Genomic DNA, 24668 nt, shown 5'->3' with positions numbered 1-24668 from the left:
TTTTGCTTTTTTGATAGTGTGTGCTCACTTAAAATTTAACGTTGGCGCTTTGTTTTGTTCAGTTTTCAAAGAGCAATTTGTTGTCGTTTCTCTCAGAAGCGACTTCTATAATGTAACACATTGTGTCACGTTTCGTCAACAACTTTTTTTGAATTTTTTTCATCAAGTTGTTGGCTGTTTGTGTTGCTGTCTTAGCGACAAGAAATAATATACCATGTACCAAAAATGTTTGCAATACGTTTTTTAAAACTTTTTCAAAAAAAACGTTTTTTTCTTTTTTCCTCTATATATTCTTTTCATCATCCCCACCACCCTGTCCCCTTCTTCCGGAACAAGCGCATGTTTCATGAATAAACGAAGCATATTTCCATAGAAACACAAATAGACATATATAGATATCTTTTTCCCTTGAGGTGAAGCGATGAATCTATCATTAATCGGATTACTCATTTCTTACAGTATGGCCCTTTATTTATTCAGTTCTGCTTATTATGAAGCCATTAGGTTCAGCAAAGAAAGAGGCAGGGTGAATGGCACAACATTTTTATTCAGCTTTACTTTCGCTTTGATTTTCACACGGATCACCTATTTGTTTCACCCCTATTAAATAAAGCAGTAAGTCGGGAGACTTACTGCTTTTATACGGAGACCTTCGCTTCTTTATATACCTTACTTTTCTTTTCATCCTTTAGGAACATCATCAAACCACCCAATATGATTGTACCTCCAAGGACCTGCGTCCAGAGTATCGGTTCATCCAATATGAAGTAAGCCAGAACCGTTGCTCCAACCGGTTCAAGTAAGATTCCCATCGAAAGCGTCGAAGTGCTTAACCACTTTAAAGACCAATTGAATAAAGAGTGTCCTAATAAAGTCGGGAAAATGGCAAGCAAAACAAAATAGATCCAATCGGCAGCCGGATACGGGGCCAATCCCTCTTCCTTGAAGATCACATAGAAAAACAAAGTAACAGCACTGATTGCATACACGACAAATGTATATGTTATAGAAGAGACGCGTTTTCGAACATTTTGGCCAAATAGTAAATAACCGGTTACCAACGCACATGCGATAAGCGAAAGAATATCTCCCCAAAGCGCCATACCGCTGATTCTCAAATCTCCCCAGCTAATGACAAGGCTGCCTGCTATTGCAATGATGCCGCTCAATATTGCCTTCATTGAAAATCTTTCTTTGAAAAACAAATAGGCTCCAGCAAAAGCGAATAATGGCTGAAGGGTGACAAGCACAGTTGAACTGGCGACAGACGTGTAATTAAGCGATTCAAACCATAAAATAAAATGAAAAGCCAAGAAAACTCCTGCCGCAATCGAATATAGCCAATCCTTTTTCCCAATGAATATAAGTTCATGGCGGTATTTCACAAAAAACACCGGCAGCATAAGCAGGACGGTAAATAATAAACGGTAAAAAGCTATAACACCCGATGGAGCAGTCGCCAATTTAACAAGGATGGCCGAAAATGAAACGGATGCAACACCGATCGCCAACGCAACATAGGGATTCACTTTTGGCATTTGCATTTAAATTCCTCCTTTCAATCGGAATGACGTTACGTATCATTGAACTCTATTCTACTATGTTAAAATTATAAGGGTAAGCTTTTTTGAAAAACGGGTATATGGCAACACACGATCTTATTCATCGATAATATTTGGAAGTGGTGAAACAAATGGAATGGACATTCGACCCGCAATCGGAACTGCAAATCCTTATAAAATTGGGCATTTCAGCTCTCCTCGGCCTAGTCATCGGACTAGAGCGAGAAATGAAACGAAAACCCGTCGGATTAAAAACAAGCCTGGTCATTTCAATAGTCAGCTGCTTATTAACGATCGTTTCCATGGAATCCGCTTATAAGTTCCCAGGGAGTGAACACGTAAACATCACAATGGACCCCTTGCGTCTAGCCGCTCAGATTGTTTCTGGCGTCGGCTTTATCGGGGCTGGCGTCATTCTCCGGAGGGACAATAACAGCATATCCGGTTTAACGACAGCTGCCATCATCTGGGGAGCTGCCGGTATCGGGATTGCCGTTGGAGCAGGATTTTTTCTTGAGGCCATAGCCGGCGTCATCCTATTGATTATAAGTGTCGAATTGGTGCCCTTAATCGTTACCTGGCTCGGACCGATGAAGTTGCGGCAAAAAGAAATCTTTCTGCAGCTGGTGGTGAAAAATAAAGATGACATTGCCGTCGTGCTGAAAAAAATCAAAGACGAAAAAATATTCATCAAAAACCTAAGAATCAAAGATGTGGAAGAAGACCACCACCTTTTGACGCTTAAAGTATTGGTCGATCATAAAGTTAGAACATCGGAAGTGTATTATACCGTTTCCAACCTTAAGGAAATTGCACGGGTAGAGATTGAAAATGCCTAATAGGAAAACCGTTTGACTTACCCTCAAACGGTTCACTAATAAAAGGGATTCGGAATTAAACATTCCGAACCCCTTTTGAAATTCCCTTTGAATTTCCCTCAATATTAAGAGATTGATTTTCTACGAGTCCACTACGTTTAGACCATTTTTGACCCCAGGCAAGTCCAATTGCCTGCATAAACTCAATCCTCAGGTTTTATCTTTAACACCAGAATCCAACACCTAATATGCATACATGGACATTCACTATCATCCATAGGTCAGTGAGAAAGTCTAGTGTTACGTCACTGGGGCCTATTCCTTTATTTAAGGGTCCACTCTATACATTTATTTATAAATTTACAAAATAATCAAACCGATATCCTTCTCCATACGTTTATATATAGTGAAAGGACGAACTCTGACTTGATTAAACATTTCAAAGAAAGGTGGTTAGGACAACCAGCAAGATATTGACAGGGATTTAAACAATGATCAAGAAAATAACTTATCGAGGTGAGTAATGTTTAAAAAGATGAAGTTAAAGAGTATATGGATTATTCCCTTACTATTTGTGGTTTTTATACCAAATGTAATTGGTGCTTCTTCTACTAAAGGTAAAAGCCCAGTGTTAGGGACAGGCTTTGACACCCACATCACCAACAATTCCCTTGCTGTTAGTCCGGATGAGCGAATAGCGATTGTCTCAGATAGCCGAGAACAATCCATCCTGGTCTATGATCTCGCCAAAGGCAAGTTGCGCAAAAAGATTGACGGCTTCGGTTCACCGAGAAACATCGTGTTTATTGATGACGGTTCAGAGTTTGTCGTCTCAGACAGCACGCTCGGTACACTCCGGTTTTACAGTATTAAAAATTTCACCTTGAAAGATGAAGTTGTCATCGGTCCAGGTGCATTCGGGACTGCTGTCAGTCCGGATGGAAAGACATTGTATGTGAACAATCAAGCACACAATTCCGTCACGGTCGTCGATCTGGAAAAACGAAAACCGATTGACGTCATTACCGGTTTCGCCCAACCAAGGCAAGGCATTAAAGTCTCTTCAGACGGAAAATATATCTTTGTCACGAACTTTCAAGGAGATAAAGTGTCCATCGTTGATGCCACCACTAAAAAAATCATTCGTGAAATATCAGGGTTCTCCAGTATTCGCGGAATCTCGATTACCGCTGATGGAGGAACATTATATGCCGCCAACAGCGGACGCAACAGCATTTCCGCAGTTGATACGCTAGACGGTAATATTAAGGGTGAAATCAAAGTGGGACGTGAGCCATATGGAGCGGCTCTATCGCCTGATGATAAACTTCTTTTTGCAAGCAACAAAGCTGATAATACGATTGACGTGATCAATGTCGCTGATAACCGCGCAGTTAAAACAATCGGGGGTTTCAATGAACCAAGGCAAGCAATTGTCTTTAGCCATGACGGGGATCAGGCTTATGTATTAAATCGGGATCTCTCTATTGCGCGTGTTGATGTTAAAACATACACCATCACGGATATAATTCAGGATAAGCCAAAAAAATATAAGCTTAAAATACTAGAATCTGACGAAGTGGGGAAATATGTAGCAGATCAAGACGGAATGACACTTTATTATTTCACTAAAGATGATTCTAATGTCAGTAATTGCAAAGGCCAATGTCTTGATATTTGGCCTTCATTCCATGCAGATAACATCAGCTCGAATAATGGATTCGACAAAAAAGACTTTAAAACAATCATAAGAGATGACGGACAAAAACAAACAACATATAAAGGGCACCCACTTTATTACTATGCGAAGGATAAACATGCAGGTGATATAAATGGACAAGGCGTCAATAATGTCTGGTATGTAATCAAAAAAAAGATTTTTGAGGAATAAGCGCAAGAACAAGGAATCAGGAACGCTGAAAAGTGGCACAAAAAATTGTTTAAGATAAAAACCGTTAATATTTTTGAACAGATGAAAAAAACAAACCGAGAGATGGATTAACATGATCAAATCAATTATTATTTAGTGGTAATGATTTTTTGCCTTTAATGACAGCTGGCTGCAGCTCTAATGTTGAAAAAGCGATTTCGTTGGTGTAATGGTTACATTATTATGCTTCAGGTCTTTTACCTCTAAATCGTATAAACAAAAAAACTGTAGGTTAACTCGATTCATCGCTTCTATAGTCTGATCCGTTTGACTACCCTCAAACGGTTTTTTATCATTTTTGCAAAAATCTCATATTTAATATTGACTTTTCACCAAAATCCGATAAAATAATTATTGTACCTCAATTCGGGGCATTAGCTCAGCTGGGAGAGCGCTACGCTGGCAGCGTAGAGGTCAGCGGTTCGATCCCGCTATGCTCCATACTTAGAAACCCTTGTGCAGCAAGGGTTTTTTTCTTTGGCTAAAAAAATAATAATCGCGCGGATCATACTTTGGTCATAAAACGCTAATATGTATTAAGTGTAACTTTTAGTTGAATTAAAAACATTTACACTATCATAATCATTCTTGTTCTTTACCCAGATACTACTTCTTTACGTGCATATATCAGATAAGCTTAGGAAAAAAATAAAAAATTGGTCAGTTCCTTTCAAGAATTAACCTTCATTGTGATCATTTTAATCATCACAATCTACATATACACATTTTTTATGTGCTTTAGTAGTGGGCCTTATCTACGGTGTTTATCATTTCCCAAAGTTTGATAGAATTTGCGATAAAATCAGCGCAAAGGAGTTTAAGAATCCTTTTATTACAAAATACACCTACCTCCTTTTAGGAAGTAGGCGCATTCAATTTATTTCAAATTTATTATCAATAAAAGCTTCGAAATAGCTTAGTTAATAAACCATTGCAATGATTTACTAACTAACAATCCTTCAGGACAATCTATGAAAAAAAGATGCGATAAGCTTCCCTAGTCTTCGAATTCCCTCGATTATTTCTTTCTCATTGGCATAACTGAACGAGAGCCGGAGAAACTCGGTTCCATCGTTTTGATCCAAGAAAAAGTATTTCCCTGGAACATATGAAACACCCTCAGCTAGAGCCTGTGATAATAAATGCGACGTATCAACACCAGGAATTCTCACCCATACAAAGTAACCACCATCTGGTACATACCAGGAAACGGATTCTGGAAGAAATTGTTCCATCGAACGGATTAACGCAGTACATTTAGAGCGATACACATCTTTTAGAAGGTCTAGTCTTTGCTCAAAATCGGTGTTTTCTAAGTATGCAGCCATTGTGCTTTGAGCAAATGGATGGTCTAAATCTTTTTTTAACCACTCTAAAGCCTTAATGAATTCACTTTCTCCTGCTATCCATCCAATCCGCATTCCTGGCGCAACCACCTTGGATAATGACCCAACGTGGAGGACCCGCCCGCTTTCATCAATAGATTTTATTGGCAGCGGATTTTTGCCGAAGGATAATTCCCCGTATGCATCATCCTCTAGAATGAGGAAATCAAACTCGATGGAAAGCTCCAATAAATGCTTCCGCCGCTCAGTAGTCATAGTCTTCCCAGTTGGATTTTGAAAGGTTGGGATTGTATATAGAAAACGCGGCAGGGTTAGACCTGTACGTTTCCTTTCATCCAGCATTTCTTTTAATCGGTATGTTTCGAGTCCCTGTTCATCTATTGGTATACTAATAATTTGATTCGTATAGTTTTGAAAAATCTCTAAAGCCTCCATATAGGTGGGAGATTCTACAGCTACGACAGCAGTATCATCAAGGAGAATGCGGGCAATAAGATCTATCCCCTGACAAGCACCTGATGTAACCAAAAGCTTTTCTTCCAAAACGGAAATTCCACGCTCTGCCAACCTTTTCTGAATTTGCTGCTTTAGTCTTGCAATTCGTGGACTTCCGATATAATGGAGCGGCAAGTCCTGCTCCTCATCAAGAAGTCTGGTTACAGCTACCTTGAGCTCATCGGCAGGAACGAGAGCTGGATCCGGATAGCCTGAACTCAAGCGAATACAACCATCTGGCAGATCTGGCATCCATGCACCAGGCGGATCATTCTTAAGTGCCGCTTTAATGTTTTCAGAAAAAAAAGATTCTACATTCACTTCAACCATACACCTTTCCGTCAATCGAACCATGATTGATTTTCTCAATTTTTTTATAGATAGCTGCTTATGCAGATAATCATCAATCTTTTGCAGAAACACCCTTACATGTACTTTAGACTTTCTTCTCTGACGGAGACAACCTATTAATGATGCAAATTCAGTGCCTTTTGCACTGAACTCTCTTGGCCGCTCCAATACATTAGGAGCTTTTTTCTTTAAGCTATGTGTGTATAGATTAAGTCGTTATTTTTATCTTTCAGTATCTGTAATGCAGATAAAAGAAAGTAAAAAAGTGAAGAAGGCAGATCATCCGCCTTTCTTCACTTTTTATGAAACTCTTCGTATTTCTTAACCAAACGCTTCGGTGCCGCACGTAAATAGGCTTCTTGAATTAGAATGGTCAATTCACCCCAGCCTTCCCTATCCGGATTTTGAATGGAGACCCAGCCGTGACGTCCTATATACGGTGTTTTGAAAAAATTCTCTTTCTGCAGCAAAAATTCTTGGGTTTCCCGATCTGACTTGAACGACAATCTGAATCCATTCTCACTTTTGCCTGAAATCACGAAGGACTTTCCATTGATTTTAAAAGTATTGTGACCAAAACCATCAATATGTTCGACAGCTTCGGGCAGCGCAAGACAGATATTACGTACATTTTCAAGCATGCCTGCCGTGTCATGTAATTTCATGTTCCATTCACCTATTATAAAATCTATTTTGCATTCACATCGGGTTGATGAATTCCGAATATATTTCCTTCTGTATCAATATAGTATCCTTGCCACGCCATTCCAGGCAGGGCATATTTGGGCTTGGCGACCTTACCGCCAATCTCAATAATTTTAGCTTCCGTTACATCGTAATTTTCCACTCCCATTGTACAAGCAAATGCATTTAAAGCTTGGTTTGTTTCCGGCGGAGCACTTTGACGCTGCATCAAAGCTCCATTGACCCCAGGTTCATTCTCCTCGCCAGTTACTGCTCCAAAGTAAGGCATTCCTGCATAATCACTCCAATCTTGAAATGACCATCCGAATACCTCTCCATAAAACTTCTTTGCCCGTTCCATATCATCTACATGAATTTCGAAATGAACTAATCTTCCCATGAGATCCCCTCCTGATTTTTACAAGAATTAGCCAATTCATTAATTTATCCAGTGTTTTCGCTTACAATATCCCACTTATTATTATAATAGATATGGAAATAAATACAATTATTCCAATTGAGATTAAATCAATTTTTAGAGCCTCATCATACATCCTGATATAAACCTTTTAGAATGATAACAGGAACCGTTCTTCAAAATATAGATAGTTCCGACCAACAGAATCACAGAATCGGCTTAATGCTCCTACTACATATCTTTTCAATTATTTTTTTAATAATTAATTCTTTTAATTTCTTATTCTATGGTGAATAGTCACTGCGTTATCAGCAGAAACCTTCGACCCCACAATACATCCAATTGCTCACTTTGTCCGTGATACCAAATATTTGCGAAACTATGTGTATATTTTTGTGAAAGTTGGACGAGACTGCTAGTAAATTAAATCTAGGAGGTTATCAAAATGTTTAGATTCGGGAAAGGTAAGGCGCGAAGTAAGGTCGGTAAATTCATCGATAAGCACGGATATTCACAAGAGGAGTTTGTAAGTGCGTCTGGAATCTCACGCAATACGATAAGCAGAGTTTGCAGCGATCCAAAGTATGTGCCATCAGCTGGAGTATTAAAGAAAATCATGAAGGCGGTTCGAAGTATAGATGCTGGAGCAAAGGCAGATGACTACTTTGATTTGTAAACAAAAAGGCCCTAGCGTAATGGCCGGGGCTAAATGTATTTGTTCAATACTGTTCATACTCTCCTTATCCAGGCTCCCATGATCCATGCTTTCCTTTCACTGGAATAAAGTCATCCAGCAGCTGCATGTCCTTAACTTCCCAAGCGCACCCTCCCAGTTTATAGTCTCCTAAGAAATAATCATTGCCTGATAACGATTGTAGTATTGCCTGTATCCCGTTATTTTCATTTACCTTTAAACAATTTTCATGCTTACATATACCAATGATCATACCAGTTGGGAGATTGCCCTTTGAGTATCCATGCTTACCAAGCAACAACTGGATTGGCTTCTCGCTTCAGAAAGCCTTATCCATTTTTTCACTAGTATGAATCGTTAGCGGACCACGAATCGTTCTCAACGACCTTGTTTCATATTTGACCTCTCCCAGGACAAATAGACTCGCCCAAGGCTGGATCATTGATAATACCTTCATTCCAACGGCCCCCAACTGAATTTAAAAATTAAAATCCCCCACTTCCATTAAGAGCGGGGGATTTTCTTCATTTTCGGATGATATGTTAATATCTTGCAGTTCATTTGTCCTTTTTAGACAAACCCTGCAGGATTTCTTTAAACAAGGGCTTGTTATCGGTTAGGGACAAAGGGGGATGTATGTATTCCGCTACATCTATTTTCGACTGACCAGTTTCTTAATGAAGCGAACAAAAGGTGAAACAACGGCTCCACGGACATTCGTGAGGGCATAACCGATCAGCCCCATTATAACCAGAGCCAATATTAAGCCTATTATCAATCCTGATGTTTCTTTAAGTTCTTCAAATACAGCATCAAATACAGCACCCATTTCTTACCCTCCCCGGCTTGCCGATGCAACTTATTTTTACGGTTTTCACCCATTTAAATTCTGAACAGCTTCATAAATCGTGTTTCTTTGAACCCTTGCACCCATTCTGGTAAATAAGGTTCATTATAACGCATTGGATGATTATGGTCGAGTTAGCACCTCTAAACGTACTATCTAATTTCATTTCCGTTATCTCTTTCTACTTATTGTCTTACCTTCTAGCTTTTCTCTTTAAGTAAATATATAAACCTCCCCTTCTTTCCACTAAAAATGATTAAATGAAAACCTTTTCATTTGTCCATAACCGACAAAAGCGAGGCGTTATTATTGTTTTTTTAGAACATTGTGAAAATTGTCGAAAAATCGTAAGCTTAATTTATTGAAATACATCTTCTTAGGGGGTGCGCTTATATGGAAGCCATTACAAGAGACTTTTTCTTATTCTTATCTAAAAATAATCTGCTTAATAATATTGCTAAGAAAAGCGGCGGAAGTTTTGCTGCTGGAAAGATCATTGGGGGAACTGATTTCCAAAGTTCCATTAAATTCATCAAACAACTTAATAATAGTGGCTTGTCGGTTACTGTCGACCATCTTGGGGAATTCGTTGATTCCAAGGAAGTGACTCAGGAACGGACGGCAGAATGCATCGAAACCATCGAAATGATCAGCAGGGAACAACTTGATTCACAAGTTTCCCTAAAAATGACTTCATTGGGACTAGATATCGATCATAATCTCGTCATTGAGAATATGACGAAAATCCTTGATACAGCAGAAAAACATAAAGTCATGGTCACAATCGATATGGAAGATGAAGTTCGCTGTCAGGCTACAATCGATATCTTTAGACATTTCAAAGAAAAATACAGCTGCATAAGTACTGTTCTACAAGCATATTTATTCCGCACAGAGAAAGATTTGGAGGACCTTGCCCAATATAAGCCATTCCTGCGTCTCGTAAAAGGTGCCTACAAGGAATCTCCCGAGGTGGCTTTTCCCGAAAAGGATGATGTAGATGAAAACTATAAAAAGTTGATTAAGCAAAGTCTTCTTAACGGAAATTATACGGCCATTGCCTCACATGATGACAAAATCATCGAATATACAAAAGAGCTGGCCAAGAAATATGACATCCCAAATACACAATTCGAATTCCAAATGCTTTATGGCATGAGGAACAAGACTCAATACGAATTGGTCAAGCAAGGTTACAAAATGCGCGTCTATGTACCATATGGTCTGGATTGGTATGGATACTTCATGAGAAGGCTTGCGGAAAGGCCATCCAATATTGCTTTTGCCTTCAAAGGGATGGTCAGAAGCTAAATATATTCAATATTCAACATTCTTGATTGCTACAAAAAATCTATTAAAAGGTGTGATTATCAATGATTTCATATAAACATGAACCATTTGTCGATTTTACAAACGAGGAAAACAAGAAAGCTTATCAGGAGGCTCTTCAAACTGTTGAAGGCTATTTAGGGCAAGACTACCCTCTTTATATCGGTGCAGAGCAAGTGACGACTGATGAGAAAATCGTTTCATATAACCCTGCAGATAAGCAAGAGGTCATCGGCCGCGTATCGAAAGCGAACAGGGACCTTGCTGAAAAGGCCATGCAGGAAGCTTCTTCCGCTTTTGAAAGCTGGAAAAAAGTGAAGCCGGAAATCCGTGCTGACGTTTTATTCAAAGCTGCTGCCATCATTCGCAGACGCAAGCATGAGTTCTCTGCATTATTGACAAAAGAAGCAGGAAAACCTTGGAATGAGGCTGATGCCGATACAGCGGAAGCGATCGATTTCCTTGAATTCTATGCCCGTCAAATGTTGACGCTTAAAGATGGTGTGCCAGTTCAAAGCCGTCCAGGAGAATTTAACCGCTATGATTACATTCCATTAGGAGTCGGCATCATCATTTCTCCTTGGAACTTCCCATTTGCCATCATGGCAGGTACAGCTGTTGCGGCTATCGTAACTGGTAACACAATCCTATTGAAACCAGCTTCGACTACTCCTATTGTTGCTGCGAAATTCGTTGAAGTGATGCTTGAAGCCGGCCTTCCAGCAGGTGTCTTGAATTTCGTTCCAGGAAACGGAGCCGAAGTGGGCGACTACCTGGTAGATCATCCAAAAACACGTTTCATTTCCTTCACTGGTTCACGTGATGTAGGTCTGCGCATTTACAAACGGGCTTCAGAAGTGAACGAAGGCCAAATTTGGCTGAAGCGTGTCATCGCTGAAATGGGCGGAAAAGATACGATCGTCGTCGACAAAGAGGCAGATCTTGAATTGGCTGCTCAATCGATCGTGAAATCTGCATTTGGCTTCTCGGGACAAAAATGTTCTGCTTGCTCCCGTGCTGTCATCGTAGAAGATGTGTATGATCAGGTTTTAGCTCGCGCTGTTGAATTAACAAAACAGCTTACAGTTGGTAATCCTGTAGAAAATCATTTCATGGGGCCTGTCATCGATCAAGCAGCTTTTGATAAAATCATGAGCTACGTTGAAATCGGAAACCAAGAAGGACGCATTCTGACTGGAGGAGAAGGAGATAGCTCTAAAGGCTACTTCGTTCAGCCGACAATCGTTGCTGATGTCGATCCGCAAGGCCGCTTGATGCAAGAAGAAATCTTCGGGCCAGTCGTTGCCTTCACAAAAGCGAAGGACTTTAACGAGGCTCTTGAGATTGCCAATAACACTGAATATGGTTTGACTGGGGCTGTCATTACGACAAATCGCCTTAACATGGAAAAGGCACGCGAAGAATTCCATGTCGGTAACTTGTATTTCAACCGCGGCTGTACTGGTGCAATCGTAGGTTATCAGCCATTCGGCGGGTTCAACATGTCAGGAACCGATTCCAAGGCAGGCGGACCGGACTACTTGCAGCTTCATATGCAAGCCAAAACAACATCCGAAACATACTGATAATGTTCCATTATGCAATTTAAAGAAGATTTGAATTCCCTCGTTTTTTGTATCTTCCATTCTGCGATACGAAAAACGAGGGGAAATGGAGGAAGTGACAAATAAGTTGCTTCCTCTTTTAAAACAAAAAAATTCCTGAAAGGAGTCTTTATATGATTGATTACTCATTAATAATTTCCATCAGCATTTATATGGCGGGCATGCTTTTCATTGGTTACTTCGCTTACAAAAGGACTTCCAATTTAAATGATTACATGCTGGGCGACCGGGGTCTTGGTCCGGCTGTCACTGCATTGAGCGCCGGTGCCGCTGATATGAGCGGTTGGCTTTTGATGGGGATGCCTGGTGCCATGTTCGCAACAGGACTAAGTTCCATCTGGATTGTAATCGGGCTGACATTAGGAGCCTACGCGAACTGGCTGTATGTTGCACCAAGATTGAGAACCTATACGGAAGTCGCCAATAACTCCATTACGATCCCCGCTTTCCTGGAAAATCGTTTTGGCGAGGGCTCACGGATCTTAAGACTCATTTCCGCTTTGGTTATCCTGATATTCTTTACCTTTTACGTTTCTTCCGGAATGGTATCAGGCGGAGTGTTATTCCAAAGTACATTTGGCCTTGATTACCATACAGGTTTATGGATCTTGACAGGCGTTGTTGTCGCCTATACTTTATTCGGCGGATTCCTGGCAGTAAGCTGGACAGACTTTGTTCAAGGAATCATCATGGTCGTTGCCCTGGTTCTTGTACCGATAGTCACCCTTATCCATGTGGGCGGTTTCGGTCCTTCGATCGACACGCCACGTTCCATTGATCCAGCTCTATTGAACATTTTCACAGGGACAAGCTTTTTAGGCATCATCTCATTGTTTGCCTGGGGACTTGGCTACTTCGGACAGCCTCATATCATTGTCCGCTTTATGGCGATCAGTTCTGTTAAGGAAATAAAGAAAGCCCGTAATATCGGGATGAGCTGGATGATTTTCTCCAGTGTCGGTGCGATGTTGACTGGATTCATCGGAATCACGTATTATTCCCAGAACAACCTGAAGTTAGCTGATCCTGAAACGATTTTCATAGAGTTAGGGGAAATACTATTTCACCCATTCATTACTGGTTTCTTGATTTCAGCAATACTGGCAGCCGTCATGAGCACGATTTCTTCGCAGCTTTTGGTTACAGCCAGCTCTTTAACCGAGGATATATACAAAACCTTCTTCCGTCGTTCCGCTTCAGATAAAGAACTTGTTTTCCTCGGCAGACTTTCCGTACTGATCATTTCAATCATCGCGCTTATTCTCTCTTGGGAGAAAAATGACACGATCCTTGGACTTGTCGGGTACGCGTGGGCTGGATTCGGTTCTTCATTCGGTCCATTGGTCTTACTAAGCCTCTGCTGGAAACGGATGACAAGATGGGGGGCATTAGCAGGGATGGTCGTTGGTGCCGCTACTGTAATCTTCTGGTCCATGGCCGGATTATCCAATACGCTTTATGAAATGATTCCTGGTTTTGGCGCAAGCTTGATTGCCATCGTCCTGGTCAGTCTTCTAACAGCAAAACCATCAAAAGAAGTAGAAGCGAAATTCGAAGAATTCGAAAAAACTTTAAAACAAAAATAAAACCCCTAAAAGGAACGGTATTTTTTCATATACCGTTCCTTCTTTGTTCTTGCCCCTATACACATCTTCCGTTTAAAAGTATTATTAAACTAAGTTATCTTCCAATTCAAAAAACAGGGGGCCATATATGTCATTAGAAAAAATCCTGACTCTCACAAACATCAACGATATAACGGATATGGTCAGCACTTATTTAAAAAAACCAGTCGTCATCGAAAATGACCAATTTTTATTGCTGGCATATAGTTCATATTATATCGAACACTTCGACCAAGCCAATCGGCAAACCATCTTCACAAAGCATTGGCCGATTCCAATTCTGGAGAAATTCATGGATGAGGGCATTGTCGAACAGCTTAAAACGGTGGAGCATCCATTTAGGGTGAAACAAATCGAGGAAATCGGCTTAAATCAAAGAGTCGTTGTAAGCGCTGTCCACAAAGGGCAGGTATTCGGATTCATTTGGGTCCAAGAAACGGAAATGATGACTGATTCCGAATTGGAATTTTTACATGAGGTTTCCCATCATATTGGCAAGCTCCTCTATCAGAAAAAACAGATAAACATGAAAAAAGATGAAGAGAAAAATGAGTTTTATCAAAAGGTCATTGACGAAGTCTATCAAACTGAAAACCAAATAAAATGGGAAGCAGCCAATATGAATCTTCTCATTCCGGAAACATTCCTTATTAATGTCTTTACCATCGCTCAATCCGATGCGGAACATTTCGATGAATTAGCGGATACAGTCAGTCTATTCGCCAATGCATTGAATCATTTTTCCCATGTATTCACAAACCAATTGAAAATCATCGTCTTAATTGGCAGCAATGGTAAAGGGAAAGACCTGCTTTCTGATAGCGCCAATGATTTAACGAACACGGTTCTTGCCCAATTCAATGATCAAAGGGTGTTCCCGGGAATCGGAAATGAGTATTCTTCGATTCTTCAATTAAGAAAATCCTATCTCGAAGCCCTTGAAGTGATCAATGCAGCCAAGTTCATCGGTAAGCCTGAACAGTTTCCTTTCCAATATAGCAAGCTGGGGATTTTCCGTTACCTCGAAATGATCTCCAATCATCATACTAAAACGAATTATATCAATACCGATTTACAGATTCTTCAAAAAAAGGACCAAGAAAGCCAAACCAAGCTCATTCAAACAATGGAAATATATCTGTTGAACAATTGCCGGATCAAACCGACAGCTGAACAGCTATACATTCATACCAACACATTGAAATATAGATTGAACCAAATAGCCGATCTCACTACAATCGATTTTGATGACTTTCATTCGAGAATACAACTATACATCGATTTACAGCTTATAAAGCAGAAATCTTAAGGCATTCCTATTTTGAGGCCGAGAGCTTCAAACATCTAAGGAGAGAGGAAAAGCAGCTATTCTGCCGTGTTCCTCTCTCCTTATACATTGTTTGTACGCTTTTATCATATCAAGTCCAATCGGCTGTTTTATTTACCTATACACTTGCACAGTCAGTGGGATGCATATGATTTTGGCACCGATTAATTTTTATAAATATTACCTTCCAAAAGATCTTCCAAAGTTGTATGATCCAGCAATTCTGCCACTTGATCTCTAATCAGTGCCCAAAGGGGTTTTAATAAACAGTTATTATCTTCAAGGGGACAATATTCATATGCTGTAATACTTACACAGCTCATAGGGGCAAGCGGTCCTTCTAAGTCCCGAATTACGTTTCCAATGATAATCTGATTGGGCAATTCCTTTAAGCTATACCCTCCGTAGACCCCCCTTTTACTTTTAACATAACCGTGACTTTTTAAATGTAAGAGAATTTGCTCCAGATATTGAGGCGACACTAGCGTCTCATTCGCAACATCTTTTATCTGCATGAGTCCTTTTTCGTTCTTTGCTAAAGCTATTAAAGCTCTTAATGCATATTCCCCCTTACTTGAAATCTTCATATGATCATCACTCCCAGCCAATACACTTTATATCATGCTATTTTATGAATGAAGATTATATACGTGGAATTTTGTGTCTATTTCATTCCTGGAAATGCACATCTATATACTTTATTCATACTATATTTCAGAAAGTTGACAAATTTAATCATGTTTCTATGGAATCAATTTAATATAGAAAGAAAATATTAAAACCCTTTAATAACGGGACAAGTTCAACTTCCTCATTGTAAAAAATGAACACTATCTTATTTGTAAGGAGACGCGAAGAATGGATTTTTTAGAGTCTGTCAAATGCACTTTCGATAATTTACCCTCGTATGATGAAGGTAATTTAGTACAAGCCGTTCAATCTTTAAATCTAACTTTTCATGAGGTTTCTAAGTATGTTACTGAACCGATGGATTTAGAATACGGAAGGAATGTTATTTACAAATCCGAAAATGTCGAAGTAATTGTCAATCATTTACCTAGTATGGCCAAGACTTTTATCCATGATCATGGATTGTCTATTGGATGCATTTTTGTGGTAGCTGGTGATTTTTTAAACGTATTATATAAGTCGGAAGACAAAGAATCTAATCCAATTTATGATCAAATAGAGGAGTTTTCCCAAAATGATATCCTCCTTGTTAAAGAAGATACCATTCACATGATGTATAATCCCACCACTTCTCCTGTTATTACCTTTCATATTTACACTCCACCATTAAAAGGCGGAACAATCTATACTTCCCCATAAGATAATCATCATCCAAATATATGAGTATATCAAATAATCTAAAAGAGAAAGAGGTGTTATATTTCACAATCAAAAAAACCATGGTTCATTAGGAGGATGTTATGAATTCGCAAGGCGATCAATTTATCCAAAGCTTACAAGACGGAAGAAGTGTTTGGTTAAACGGAACAAAAATTGATGTCACAACAGATGAGAACTTTAAAGGTACATTAACTACGATCTCTGAGTTATTTAATATGATGGATGATCCACAAAAGAGAAACTCGGTAGGCTACCTTAGTCCCAAAACGAAAGGGTTTGTCCATTCAGCCTTTTTAGTTCCACACTCTTATGATGATTTACTGAAGAGGAGGATAGCTTTTGAAACTTGGAGTCAAACAACAGATGGCGTGATGAGCCGTTTGTCAGACTATGCTAGATCAAGGTTAACAGGATGGTATGCATCGCGGGAGGACTATAAAAAGTTTGATGAACACTTTCCCCATAAAATTAAAGCTTATTATGAAGAAGCAAGAGATAAGAATCTTTTTTTAAGTGTAGTGCAACGAGATCCTCAGATTAACCGTGCCAATCAATCCTTCAAAGATATAAAGGATCTAGGATTATTAAGAATTACAAAAAAGACGAGTGATGGTGTTTTCTTAAGTGGAGCCAAAATGATTGGTACCGCAGCACCCTATTCGAATGATTTAATTGTATATCCCCTCGTAAATCTGAAAGAAGAACAGGAATCCATAGCTCATATGCTTATTGTTGCGGCCACCTCTCCTGGATTGCATATGGTTTGTCGGGAATCCTTTGCTGCAAATCAGACAAAAATAGTGGATTCTCCTCTAAGTTCAAGGTACGACGAGATGGATGCTTTATTAATTTTTGACAATGTATTCGTCCCCTGGGAACGTGTTTTACTTTACGACAACGCTGATGCTTTGCTGCAAATTAAATTGAATCCCGCATCAAATGGCTTAGCGTATCATCAGGCTATCGTTCGGTTATTAACTAAGCTGGAATTCGTTACAGCAATAGCTTGTGAGATTGCTGAAGCAATAGGGGCCGATGCCCATCTGCATGTTCAAGAAAAAATAGGGGAACTATTAATCCAGGTTGAAACGATTAGAGCATTATTGATAGCTTCGGAAAGGGAAGGAAATCTAGATCAATATCAAACGTTCATCCCAAATTTCACGTACATTGAAACAGCCAGAAACCTCGGGACCAAATATTATCCCCGTGCCATAGAAATTTTACAGCTCATAGGAGCCGGAGGATTCATTCAATTACCCTCAAGTGTACAGGACTTCCAAAGTCCCTTATCGGATTTGCTGAAAAAATATTTTAAAGGAGCGAATCTGGAGGCAGAAAAGAGAACAAAACTATTTAAATTAGCCTGGGATCTTGTGGGGAGTCCTTTAGGATCTAGGCATGAATTATATGAACGTTTTTATGCAGGAGATCCAATACGCAATATAGCTAATCAGTATAATAATTATGATAAAAAAAGATTTAAACAAATGTTAGAAAAATATTTAGATCATTAATAGTTAGGGTCACACAGCAAAATATTCCAAGCAGGAAGTCCATCAGCTTTGATTTAAGCGGAAGACCATGATGAAACAGGTACTGTAATTTGAAAACCTTCTTTACTATGCAGACAAGCCCTTTATTAATGGACATATTTATTTTTCGAAGTAAAGTTACCGACTGGCGGTGCTAACGAAGCTCCTTCACCAATGGAAATATTTCTGTTGAACAATTGCAGATCAAACCCGACAGCTGAACAGCTATACCATTCATGCCAACATATTAAAATATGGATTGAATCAAATAGCCGATCTCACTTCAATCTATTTTGATGACTTACATTCAATCAATATACAGCTATAAAGCAAAAATCTTAAGTCATTCCGCTTTTATGGTCGAGAGCTTCAATCAGCTAAGGAGAGCGGAGTACGGAGACATAGCAGCCGTGTTCCTCTCTCCTTATACATTGTTGTTGTACTTCATAACGCTTATATCATATCAAGTCCAATAGGCTGCTTTACTTCCCTATACACTTACATAGTCAGTGGATGCATATAAAAATTCCGAAGCACAGATCTAGCTAGTTTTAGGCTATAAAATTTCCATCTGAAAAGTTAGCATATCCAAGCTTATGAAAGATCCATTTTTTATGTTTAGTAGAAACCCTGTTACTTTTTATAAATGTTACCTTCCAAAAGATCTTTCAAAGTGTATAATTCAACAATTCTACCAATTGATCACTAATCAGTCCCAAAGAGGTTTTAATAAACAGTTCTTATCTTCAAGAGGACAATATTCATATGCTGTAATGCTTACACAACTCATAGGGGCAAGCTGTCCTTCTAAGTCCCGTATTACGATCCAATGATAATCTTATTGGGGAACTCCTTAAAGGTATACCCTCCGTGGACTCCCCTTTACTTTTAGCATAACCTGACTTTTTAAATGCAAAAGCATTTGTTCCAGATATTAAGGAGACACTAATGTGCACATATTCTCTCATTAATCGTCGAACACGCTTATGATTGACAGCAATTCCCTCTATGAATAAAGCTCGAGTCATCCGTTTATCTCCATTGATATTGGATATATTAGCAATGATGATTACACCTGTGCTTTCAGATAAGCATTTTCTTCTTCAACACTAGAAAAATTCTTACGGTTCCATACACCACGTTGGTCTTCTAAAGACTCATTATTTTGCATTTTCTTTATACAATTCACTATTTGAGCATCACTTTTGATATCAAATCGCTCACGAAGCTAACGATATGACCAGCCTTCCTCCAACTTCAACCGAACGACTTCCCGCTTTAATTCTTCTGTATTGTTTGAAGAGTAGTTCTCCCCTTTTGTGCCATAGAAAAATCCCCTCCATATAGACTGTTAAGAACATTTTATCATGCTCTCTTTTTACTCTGTCTACCTGTAGGGGATAATACCAATTCTAAATAGATGCAGACCAATTTTGCTACGAATTACAATTACAGCGTTCTTTTGCACAGGAACCAATAAAAATAGTGAGAATAACCTTACCTTAGTATTTACTCTTCCTCTTCAGGTAAATTGGGCTCATATAAACCTAAAAAACAACTCGTAGTAAATGTAGCCACAGTCATAGATAGACCTGCCAGAGCAACTAAATTATAAAGATACTTTTTCATTAATAAAACTTACCCCCTTTTTAATAGTTTTTTATCCATTAAATGTATTATAGATATACCAAAAGGTGTAATTGTAAAGGTCTGATAGATTAGGACCTGTCCTATTACTAAGGAATAGGTATTGGGAATAAATAAACTAAAAATCATAAGCAATAATGCAATAGAAATAGATATGAATTTATTTCTTTTTTTCTGAGTCTTATTAAAAATGTTTTCTTTTTTAAATAAGATTGGTGCGTATCTTATTATAAGAATGATAAGTAATGGATAAGAAAATATATGCCAATAATCTATATCAGTTATTGGCGGAAAGTATTTCGAACTAAAAGAAATTGCAAAGATAAGAAAGATACTTGCTATTAGACAATGATTGAATTTGGAAAAATGAGCTCCTCCTGAAAACATCCTAAATATGGATAGAGACACTAAGCATAGCAAAGTGTAATAAAACATATGTAAAAGAAATCCTAGAGATAAAATAATTACGACTTGGTAAATTAAAATAATCAGCATTTCTAAACCATAACGAATTTCCCCTTTTTTCCGCTTCAAACTCCCATCATTCGTTAGTATCTTCTCTGTTAATACTTCAGATAAATCTTTAGGTCCCCAATTCACGCCATTCCCCCAAATGAAACCATGATATTACAATCATTATATTAACATAAAATGTTAATATGTGTAAGTATTCACATTTCATTTAAAACATATAAATCACCCTAAAACTAAATAATTTGGAAATTATAGAACGAATTTAAGCCTTTATACGTACTTGTAGTATTTTAGATTCAATATTTATAAGATAATTTTATAACATACTTGGATTGGAAACTAAGCTTTTATTATCCTTTTTGAATTACATAATCCATTAAAATATTTTAGAAAGGACGGTGGAGATACTGTCTATTTATAGTCAAATGATTAAAGGGTTATTAGAAGGGAGCATTTTGTCCTTAATTAATAAAAATGAAGTGTATGGATATGAATTAATTGAGAAATTGAGACAAGGTGGATTTAATAAAGTTGGAGAAGGCACTATCTATCCTTTATTACTAAGGCTACAGAAAGAAAAACTTATATCTGCATATTTTATGGATTCTAAAAATGGTCCCAGAAGAAAATATTACAAAATAACTCCAGAAGGTCTTGAATCCTTAAAAAACTTTAAAGATGAGTGGGGTAATTTAGAAAAGTCAGTGAACCACTTTCTAGAAAGAGAAGGAGTGAGAAATTATCAGTATGATCTATAAAGAAATTGAAAATCTAAAACTTAAATTAACTAAATACAATAAACAGCAATTTGAAGAGTTTTGTTTATATCTTTCTAGCAGCGATTTAGATGCTAATAAGCGAAATGAAATTAGAGATGAGATATTGGATCATCTTCTAGAAGGAGAAAAAGAAGGTAAAGATTTCCAGGATTTATTTGGACAAAATCCTAGAGACTATACAAAACAATTAGTCGATCAACTTCCTAAAAGCTCTATAAAAGAAAAATTAACTTTTAGCTTTAGTCTACTTACAATATCAATAATTATTATTGTAAGTAATTCTAGTAATTATTCATATCTATTTATGGATGTTATTCTATTTTCCATTTTGAACGGAATTGTGGTTTTTGGTTTTTTTAAATTGACTAAAAGATTTGCTTTTAAAAATTCTATATTAAGTATTCTCATTTTGACCCTTATTATTCAAACTGCAGGTATCAGTTATTATTTTTTAAAAAGCTTTTTTATTGAAATTTATTAGGACCATTTATTGCCCTAATAAACTCAGATAATACCTTTCTATGCAAGAACAGTGGTTAAGAACTTATTTTAAAAATGATGTTTTTCCATTAATAAATCACTTCGAAAAAAGCTGTATTAAATAGTTTACCAAGGTGCATAGTTCTACACTATTCTAAAGTACTTAAAATTAAAATATCTGATCATTTATGGGGGAACTGAAAAGTGAAAAAAAAATTGATTATCTCTATCGTTTCTTTATTCGTACTTATTATATTAGGGATAAATGTATATTTATCTAAAGGAAGCGCTAGTAATAAAGAGGTCAATGTAAATGTTACTCAATTAAAAGAAAGAACGTTAAAAAGTACTATAATGATTCCTGGAACCTTAAGCTTAGCTAATGAGCAATACATATATTATGACGGTGAAAAAGGTAATTTAGATAAGATACATGTAACAGAGGGATCAATAGTTCAGGTAGGTACACCAATCCTTACTTATGAAAGTGATGAAATAGAACTTGAAAAAGAGCAACATAAACTCGGAAGAAAATCAAGTCAGTTACAAATTAACTCTTTAATCAATCAAATTGCAAATCTTAATGTAAAACAAAAGAATTTAGAAACAGAACTAGGTAAAGAAGAGGCCAAACATCAAATTGGTTCAGAACGTACTCAATTAAATTTAGACCTCGAAACAGCAAAGTTAGAATTAGAAAAAAACGATTTAGAATCAAAATCAATATTAAAAAAAGAGCAGAAGTTAGAAGTGAAAAGTGACATTAAAGGAACGGTCCTAGAAGTTGATAGAGAGGCGGTTAATAATACAAGTGAAACACAGAAGCCTGTTATACATATTGGAAGTACAGATCAATATATAGCACGCGGTGTACTGTCAGAATATGATGCACTAAATATCAAGTCCGGCCAATCAGTAGTAATAACTTCAGATGTTTTACCTAATAAAAAATGGGAAGGAACAGTTAAACAAATTGATTATTTACCACAGCAACAAGCGTCTTCTGATAGTACAAGTGAACATGCTAATCAATATCCAATAGAAATAAAAATTGATGATGAAGATATTAGTACCATAAAACCTGGATTTAAACTCTTGTTAGACATTGAAACAACTAGCAAAAAAGCTAAATCTCTACCAGTAAAGAGTATTGTAACTGAAGGGAAAAATAAATATGTGTATGTTGTGGAAAATGGAGAAGTTTCACTTATAAAAGTAAAGGTTGGAGAAACAACCGGCAAATTTATTGAAATTGTAAGTGGTGTTTCTGAACAAGACAAAGTTGTATCGAACCCCTCAAAAAAATTAAGTGATGGTTTGGAGGTGAACTTTAAATGATTGAATTAGTGGATATACATAAAAATTATTATCTTAATCGAGAGGAGATTCCTATTTTAAAAAATATTAATATTAAAATTAATGATGGTGAATTTGTAGCTATTATGGGTCCTTCTGGATCTGGCAAATCCACATTGATGAATATTATTGGATGTTTAGACCGCCCTTCTTCCGGTTCTTATTTGCTAAATGAACAAGAAATTTCAACGTTTAATGATGAACAGCTTGCTCAAGTAAGAAATAAACACATTGGTTTCGTATTCCAACAATTCCAATTACTTCCTCGACTAAATGCTGTTGAAAATGTAGAGCTTCCTATGATATATGCTGGCTTTTCGAGAAAAGAACGAAGAAAAAGAGCAGAAATAGCTTTACAAAAAGTAGGTTTGAGTGAGCGAATAAATCATTTGCCAAATGAATTGTCAGGTGGCCAAAAGCAACGTGTAGCAATTGCTCGAGCAATTGTCAATGAACCTTCATTAATTCTTGCAGATGAACCTACAGGAGCTCTAGATACTAAGACTAGTGATACAATTATGAAACAGTTTGCACAACTTCATCAAGTTGGAACAACAATCATCCTTATTACACATGAACTAGAAGTTTCCAAATATGCATCGCGAACCATTACTGTACGAGATGGAGAAGTTATAAATCTCAATAACAAGGAGAATCTAACAATATGAATATTATAGAAAATATTCGTATGGCATTTTCCTCTGTATTAGCTCATAAAATGAGATCCATTTTAACAATGTTAGGTATTATTATAGGAGTTGCAGCCGTTATTGTAGTTGTAGCAATTGGGCAGGGTGGAGAACAAATGATTAAATCGAAAATTACTGGCCCAAATAACACAATAGAAGTCTATTATCAACCTTCAGATGAAGAATTGCAGTCTAATCCCAATATTATGGAACAGCCGGCTTTCACAGAAAGTGATGTAAACGACCTAAAGTATATATCCGGAGTGAAAAGTGTAGTTGCATCTAGCTCTACAAGTATGAAAACAAACTATAGAGATAAAACTACAGATTCAGCAGTTAATGCTGTAAATGAAGCTTATTTAACAGTAAATAAGCTGGAAGTTGCTAAAGGAGAAATGTTAACCAGTACAGACTTCTTATCTGGTAATCGAGTAGGCGTTATTACTAACGAACTTAGCAAAGAGTTGTTTGCCAAAAAAAATCCTATAGGAAATGTTATCTGGATTCAAGGACAGCCTATTAAGGTTATTGGTGTTACACAAAAGAAAACTGGATTCTTATCATTTGGTATGAATGAGATTTATATTCCTAATAATTCTTATAAATCAAGTTTTGGGAAGATAGATTATAGTGAAATTAGTCTTCAAGTAAATAATGCAAATCAGTTAGCCGAAGTGGGCGATAATGCAACAACGCTATTAAATGATAAACATGATACAGAAGATTCATATCAAGTCAACAATTTAACAGAGATCGCAGATAGTATTGGAAGTATAACGAAAATTATGACTTTAGTGATTGGATCTATTGCCGGAATTTCATTGTTAGTAGGTGGAATTGGAGTAATGAATATTATGCTCGTATCTGTTACGGAAAGGACAAGAGAAATTGGTATACGTAAGGCTTTAGGGGCATCAAAATCTCAGATTTTAACTCAGTTTTTAATTGAATCCATTACACTAACTCTTATTGGAGGTATACTTGGTATTTTATTAGGTGCAGGAGGTGCTTCATTAGTATCCCTTTTGGCAGGTTGGCCATCTTTTGTTTCTTGGCAGATTGTTCTAGGAGGCGTACTATTCTCGATGACGATAGGAATTATTTTTGGAATGTTACCAGCCAACAAAGCTGCAAAACTTGACCCTATTGAATCTCTACGATATGAATAATTCTATATTCGGTTATTATGCACTTACTAAATAATGGATTTGAGTCAATATTTTGGACACAAAAAAGTTAAATCTTAAGCTGTATTCCTAATTCGATCTTCAATGGCTTGTGGGGTTTGATAGCCCAAGCTGCTGTGA

The 24668-nt window shown here is 37.4% G+C and carries 25 protein-coding genes, 1 tRNA gene and 1 pseudogene; 16 read left to right on the top strand and 11 right to left on the bottom strand.

The annotated features are described in order from the left end of the window. Positions 1–421: 421 nt before the first annotated feature. A complete protein-coding gene (locus ACFX4X_RS22045; protein WP_377386465.1) occupies positions 422–607 on the top strand; it encodes a hypothetical protein in 186 nt (61 codons plus the stop codon). Positions 608–638: 31 nt separating this feature from the next. Here the strand turns inward: ACFX4X_RS22045 and ACFX4X_RS22040 are convergent, their stop codons facing one another. Continuing rightward, the gene (locus tag ACFX4X_RS22040; RefSeq protein ID WP_377386462.1) at positions 639–1544 is read right to left on the bottom strand and encodes a DMT family transporter; all 906 of its coding nucleotides are present in this window, start codon (positions 1542–1544) and stop codon (positions 639–641) included. A 149-nt stretch (positions 1545–1693) separates the two neighbouring features. On the opposite strand from ACFX4X_RS22040, the gene ACFX4X_RS22035 reads away from it, so the two are divergent. The 3 genes from ACFX4X_RS22035 (at position 1694) to ACFX4X_RS22025 (ending at position 4751) form a co-directional block, all read left to right on the top strand. Then, entirely contained in the window at positions 1694–2401 is a 708-nt protein-coding gene (locus ACFX4X_RS22035; RefSeq protein ID WP_284469422.1) for an MgtC/SapB family protein, read from the top strand. A gap of 502 nt (positions 2402–2903) precedes the next feature. Next, positions 2904–4271, top strand: a complete 1368-nt coding sequence (locus ACFX4X_RS22030) for a beta-propeller fold lactonase family protein (protein ID WP_377386459.1) — start codon at positions 2904–2906, stop codon at positions 4269–4271. 407 nt (positions 4272–4678) lie between these two features. Further along, positions 4679–4751 (top strand) — tRNA-Ala (locus tag ACFX4X_RS22025). A 518-nt stretch (positions 4752–5269) separates the two neighbouring features. Here the strand turns inward: ACFX4X_RS22025 and ACFX4X_RS22020 are convergent. The 3 genes from ACFX4X_RS22020 to ACFX4X_RS22010 all read right to left on the bottom strand — a co-directional run bounded on the left by ACFX4X_RS22020 (position 5270) and on the right by ACFX4X_RS22010 (position 7586). After that, positions 5270–6472 (bottom strand): aminotransferase-like domain-containing protein, encoded by a 1203-nt coding sequence (locus ACFX4X_RS22020; RefSeq protein WP_377386456.1) that lies wholly within the window; start codon positions 6470–6472, stop codon positions 5270–5272. A 323-nt stretch (positions 6473–6795) separates the two neighbouring features. After that, positions 6796–7167, bottom strand: a complete 372-nt coding sequence (locus ACFX4X_RS22015; RefSeq protein WP_377386453.1) for an MmcQ/YjbR family DNA-binding protein — start codon at positions 7165–7167, stop codon at positions 6796–6798. A 23-nt stretch (positions 7168–7190) separates the two neighbouring features. Then, positions 7191–7586 carry a VOC family protein gene (locus tag ACFX4X_RS22010; RefSeq protein ID WP_061465347.1) on the bottom strand — a complete coding sequence of 132 codons (396 nt, stop codon included), beginning with the start codon at positions 7584–7586 and terminating at the stop codon, positions 7191–7193. Between the two features lie 463 nt (positions 7587–8049). Here ACFX4X_RS22010 and ACFX4X_RS22005 point away from each other — a divergent pair, with 463 nt between their 5' ends. Continuing rightward, entirely contained in the window at positions 8050–8280 is a 231-nt protein-coding gene (locus ACFX4X_RS22005) for a helix-turn-helix domain-containing protein (RefSeq protein ID WP_061465348.1), read from the top strand. Between the two features lie 64 nt (positions 8281–8344). On the opposite strand, the gene ACFX4X_RS22000 is transcribed toward ACFX4X_RS22005, so the two are convergent. The 3 genes from ACFX4X_RS22000 to ACFX4X_RS21990 form a co-directional block, all read right to left on the bottom strand. Continuing rightward, complete coding sequence (locus tag ACFX4X_RS22000; RefSeq protein ID WP_377386449.1) at positions 8345–8599, bottom strand: hypothetical protein; 255 nt, start codon at positions 8597–8599, stop codon at positions 8345–8347. A gap of 18 nt (positions 8600–8617) precedes the next feature. After that, on the bottom strand, positions 8618–8755 hold the full coding sequence (locus ACFX4X_RS21995; protein ID WP_317778304.1) for an ASCH domain-containing protein: 138 nt from the start codon (positions 8753–8755) through the stop codon (positions 8618–8620). A gap of 195 nt (positions 8756–8950) precedes the next feature. After that, complete coding sequence (locus ACFX4X_RS21990; RefSeq protein WP_176431794.1) at positions 8951–9127, bottom strand: hypothetical protein; 177 nt, start codon at positions 9125–9127, stop codon at positions 8951–8953. A gap of 411 nt (positions 9128–9538) precedes the next feature. On the opposite strand from ACFX4X_RS21990, the gene ACFX4X_RS21985 reads away from it, so the two are divergent. From ACFX4X_RS21985 to ACFX4X_RS21970, 4 genes are all read left to right on the top strand, one after another. Next, complete coding sequence (locus ACFX4X_RS21985) at positions 9539–10456, top strand: proline dehydrogenase family protein (RefSeq protein WP_377386446.1); 918 nt, start codon at positions 9539–9541, stop codon at positions 10454–10456. A 62-nt stretch (positions 10457–10518) separates the two neighbouring features. Beyond that, positions 10519–12060 carry an L-glutamate gamma-semialdehyde dehydrogenase gene (pruA, locus tag ACFX4X_RS21980; RefSeq protein ID WP_284469416.1) on the top strand — a complete coding sequence of 514 codons (1542 nt, stop codon included), beginning with the start codon at positions 10519–10521 and terminating at the stop codon, positions 12058–12060. 152 nt (positions 12061–12212) lie between these two features. Beyond that, positions 12213–13685, top strand: a complete 1473-nt coding sequence (gene putP / locus ACFX4X_RS21975; RefSeq protein ID WP_284469415.1) for a sodium/proline symporter PutP — start codon at positions 12213–12215, stop codon at positions 13683–13685. A 127-nt stretch (positions 13686–13812) separates the two neighbouring features. Continuing rightward, on the top strand, positions 13813–15033 hold the full coding sequence (locus tag ACFX4X_RS21970) for a PucR family transcriptional regulator (protein ID WP_377386442.1): 1221 nt from the start codon (positions 13813–13815) through the stop codon (positions 15031–15033). 182 nt (positions 15034–15215) lie between these two features. On the opposite strand, the gene ACFX4X_RS21965 is transcribed toward ACFX4X_RS21970, so the two are convergent. Next, positions 15216–15638, bottom strand: a complete 423-nt coding sequence (locus ACFX4X_RS21965; protein ID WP_061465352.1) for an RrF2 family transcriptional regulator — start codon at positions 15636–15638, stop codon at positions 15216–15218. Between the two features lie 271 nt (positions 15639–15909). On the opposite strand from ACFX4X_RS21965, the gene ACFX4X_RS21960 reads away from it, so the two are divergent. Together ACFX4X_RS21960 and ACFX4X_RS21955 are read left to right on the top strand one after the other, a co-directional pair. Continuing rightward, the gene (locus ACFX4X_RS21960; RefSeq protein ID WP_377386439.1) at positions 15910–16380 is read left to right on the top strand and encodes a cysteine dioxygenase; all 471 of its coding nucleotides are present in this window, start codon (positions 15910–15912) and stop codon (positions 16378–16380) included. Between the two features lie 101 nt (positions 16381–16481). Beyond that, the gene (locus tag ACFX4X_RS21955) at positions 16482–17918 is read left to right on the top strand and encodes a 4-hydroxyphenylacetate 3-hydroxylase family protein (protein WP_377386436.1); all 1437 of its coding nucleotides are present in this window, start codon (positions 16482–16484) and stop codon (positions 17916–17918) included. A gap of 1090 nt (positions 17919–19008) precedes the next feature. Here ACFX4X_RS21955 and ACFX4X_RS21950 read toward each other — a convergent pair. The 3 genes and pseudogenes from ACFX4X_RS21950 to ACFX4X_RS21940 form a co-directional block, all read right to left on the bottom strand. Then, positions 19009–19281, bottom strand: a pseudogene (locus ACFX4X_RS21950) (hypothetical protein); the annotation flags it as partial. A 164-nt stretch (positions 19282–19445) separates the two neighbouring features. After that, entirely contained in the window at positions 19446–19565 is a 120-nt protein-coding gene (locus ACFX4X_RS21945) for an AgrD family cyclic lactone autoinducer peptide (RefSeq protein WP_284469412.1), read from the bottom strand. 9 nt (positions 19566–19574) lie between these two features. Further along, positions 19575–20183, bottom strand: coding sequence for an accessory gene regulator ArgB-like protein (locus ACFX4X_RS21940; RefSeq protein ID WP_377386432.1), 609 nt, complete (start codon positions 20181–20183; stop codon positions 19575–19577). A gap of 287 nt (positions 20184–20470) precedes the next feature. On the opposite strand from ACFX4X_RS21940, the gene ACFX4X_RS21935 reads away from it, so the two are divergent. The 5 genes from ACFX4X_RS21935 (at position 20471) to ACFX4X_RS21915 (ending at position 24530) form a co-directional block, all read left to right on the top strand. Continuing rightward, entirely contained in the window at positions 20471–20815 is a 345-nt protein-coding gene (locus tag ACFX4X_RS21935) for a PadR family transcriptional regulator (protein WP_284471987.1), read from the top strand. After that, positions 20805–21317, top strand: a complete 513-nt coding sequence (locus tag ACFX4X_RS21930; protein ID WP_377386429.1) for a DUF1129 family protein — start codon at positions 20805–20807, stop codon at positions 21315–21317. Before ACFX4X_RS21935 ends, ACFX4X_RS21930 begins: the two co-directional genes overlap by 11 nt. A 203-nt stretch (positions 21318–21520) precedes the next feature. Further along, positions 21521–22654, top strand: a complete 1134-nt coding sequence (locus tag ACFX4X_RS21925) for an efflux RND transporter periplasmic adaptor subunit (protein WP_377386426.1) — start codon at positions 21521–21523, stop codon at positions 22652–22654. After that, positions 22651–23340 carry an ABC transporter ATP-binding protein gene (locus ACFX4X_RS21920; protein WP_377386423.1) on the top strand — a complete coding sequence of 230 codons (690 nt, stop codon included), beginning with the start codon at positions 22651–22653 and terminating at the stop codon, positions 23338–23340. The genes ACFX4X_RS21925 and ACFX4X_RS21920 overlap by 4 nt, the downstream gene beginning before the upstream one ends. Then, positions 23337–24530, top strand: a complete 1194-nt coding sequence (locus ACFX4X_RS21915) for an ABC transporter permease (RefSeq protein WP_377386420.1) — start codon at positions 23337–23339, stop codon at positions 24528–24530. The genes ACFX4X_RS21920 and ACFX4X_RS21915 overlap by 4 nt, the downstream gene beginning before the upstream one ends. The last annotated feature ends 138 nt before the right edge of the window (positions 24531–24668 follow it).

The organism is Peribacillus sp. YIM B13481 (assembly GCF_042787985.1).
In the GTDB taxonomy this organism is placed as follows: domain Bacteria; phylum Bacillota; class Bacilli; order Bacillales; family DSM-1321; genus Peribacillus; species Peribacillus simplex_A.
Note: the sequence above shows the minus strand (reverse complement) of the source record. Positions and strands in the feature narration are given on the sequence as shown.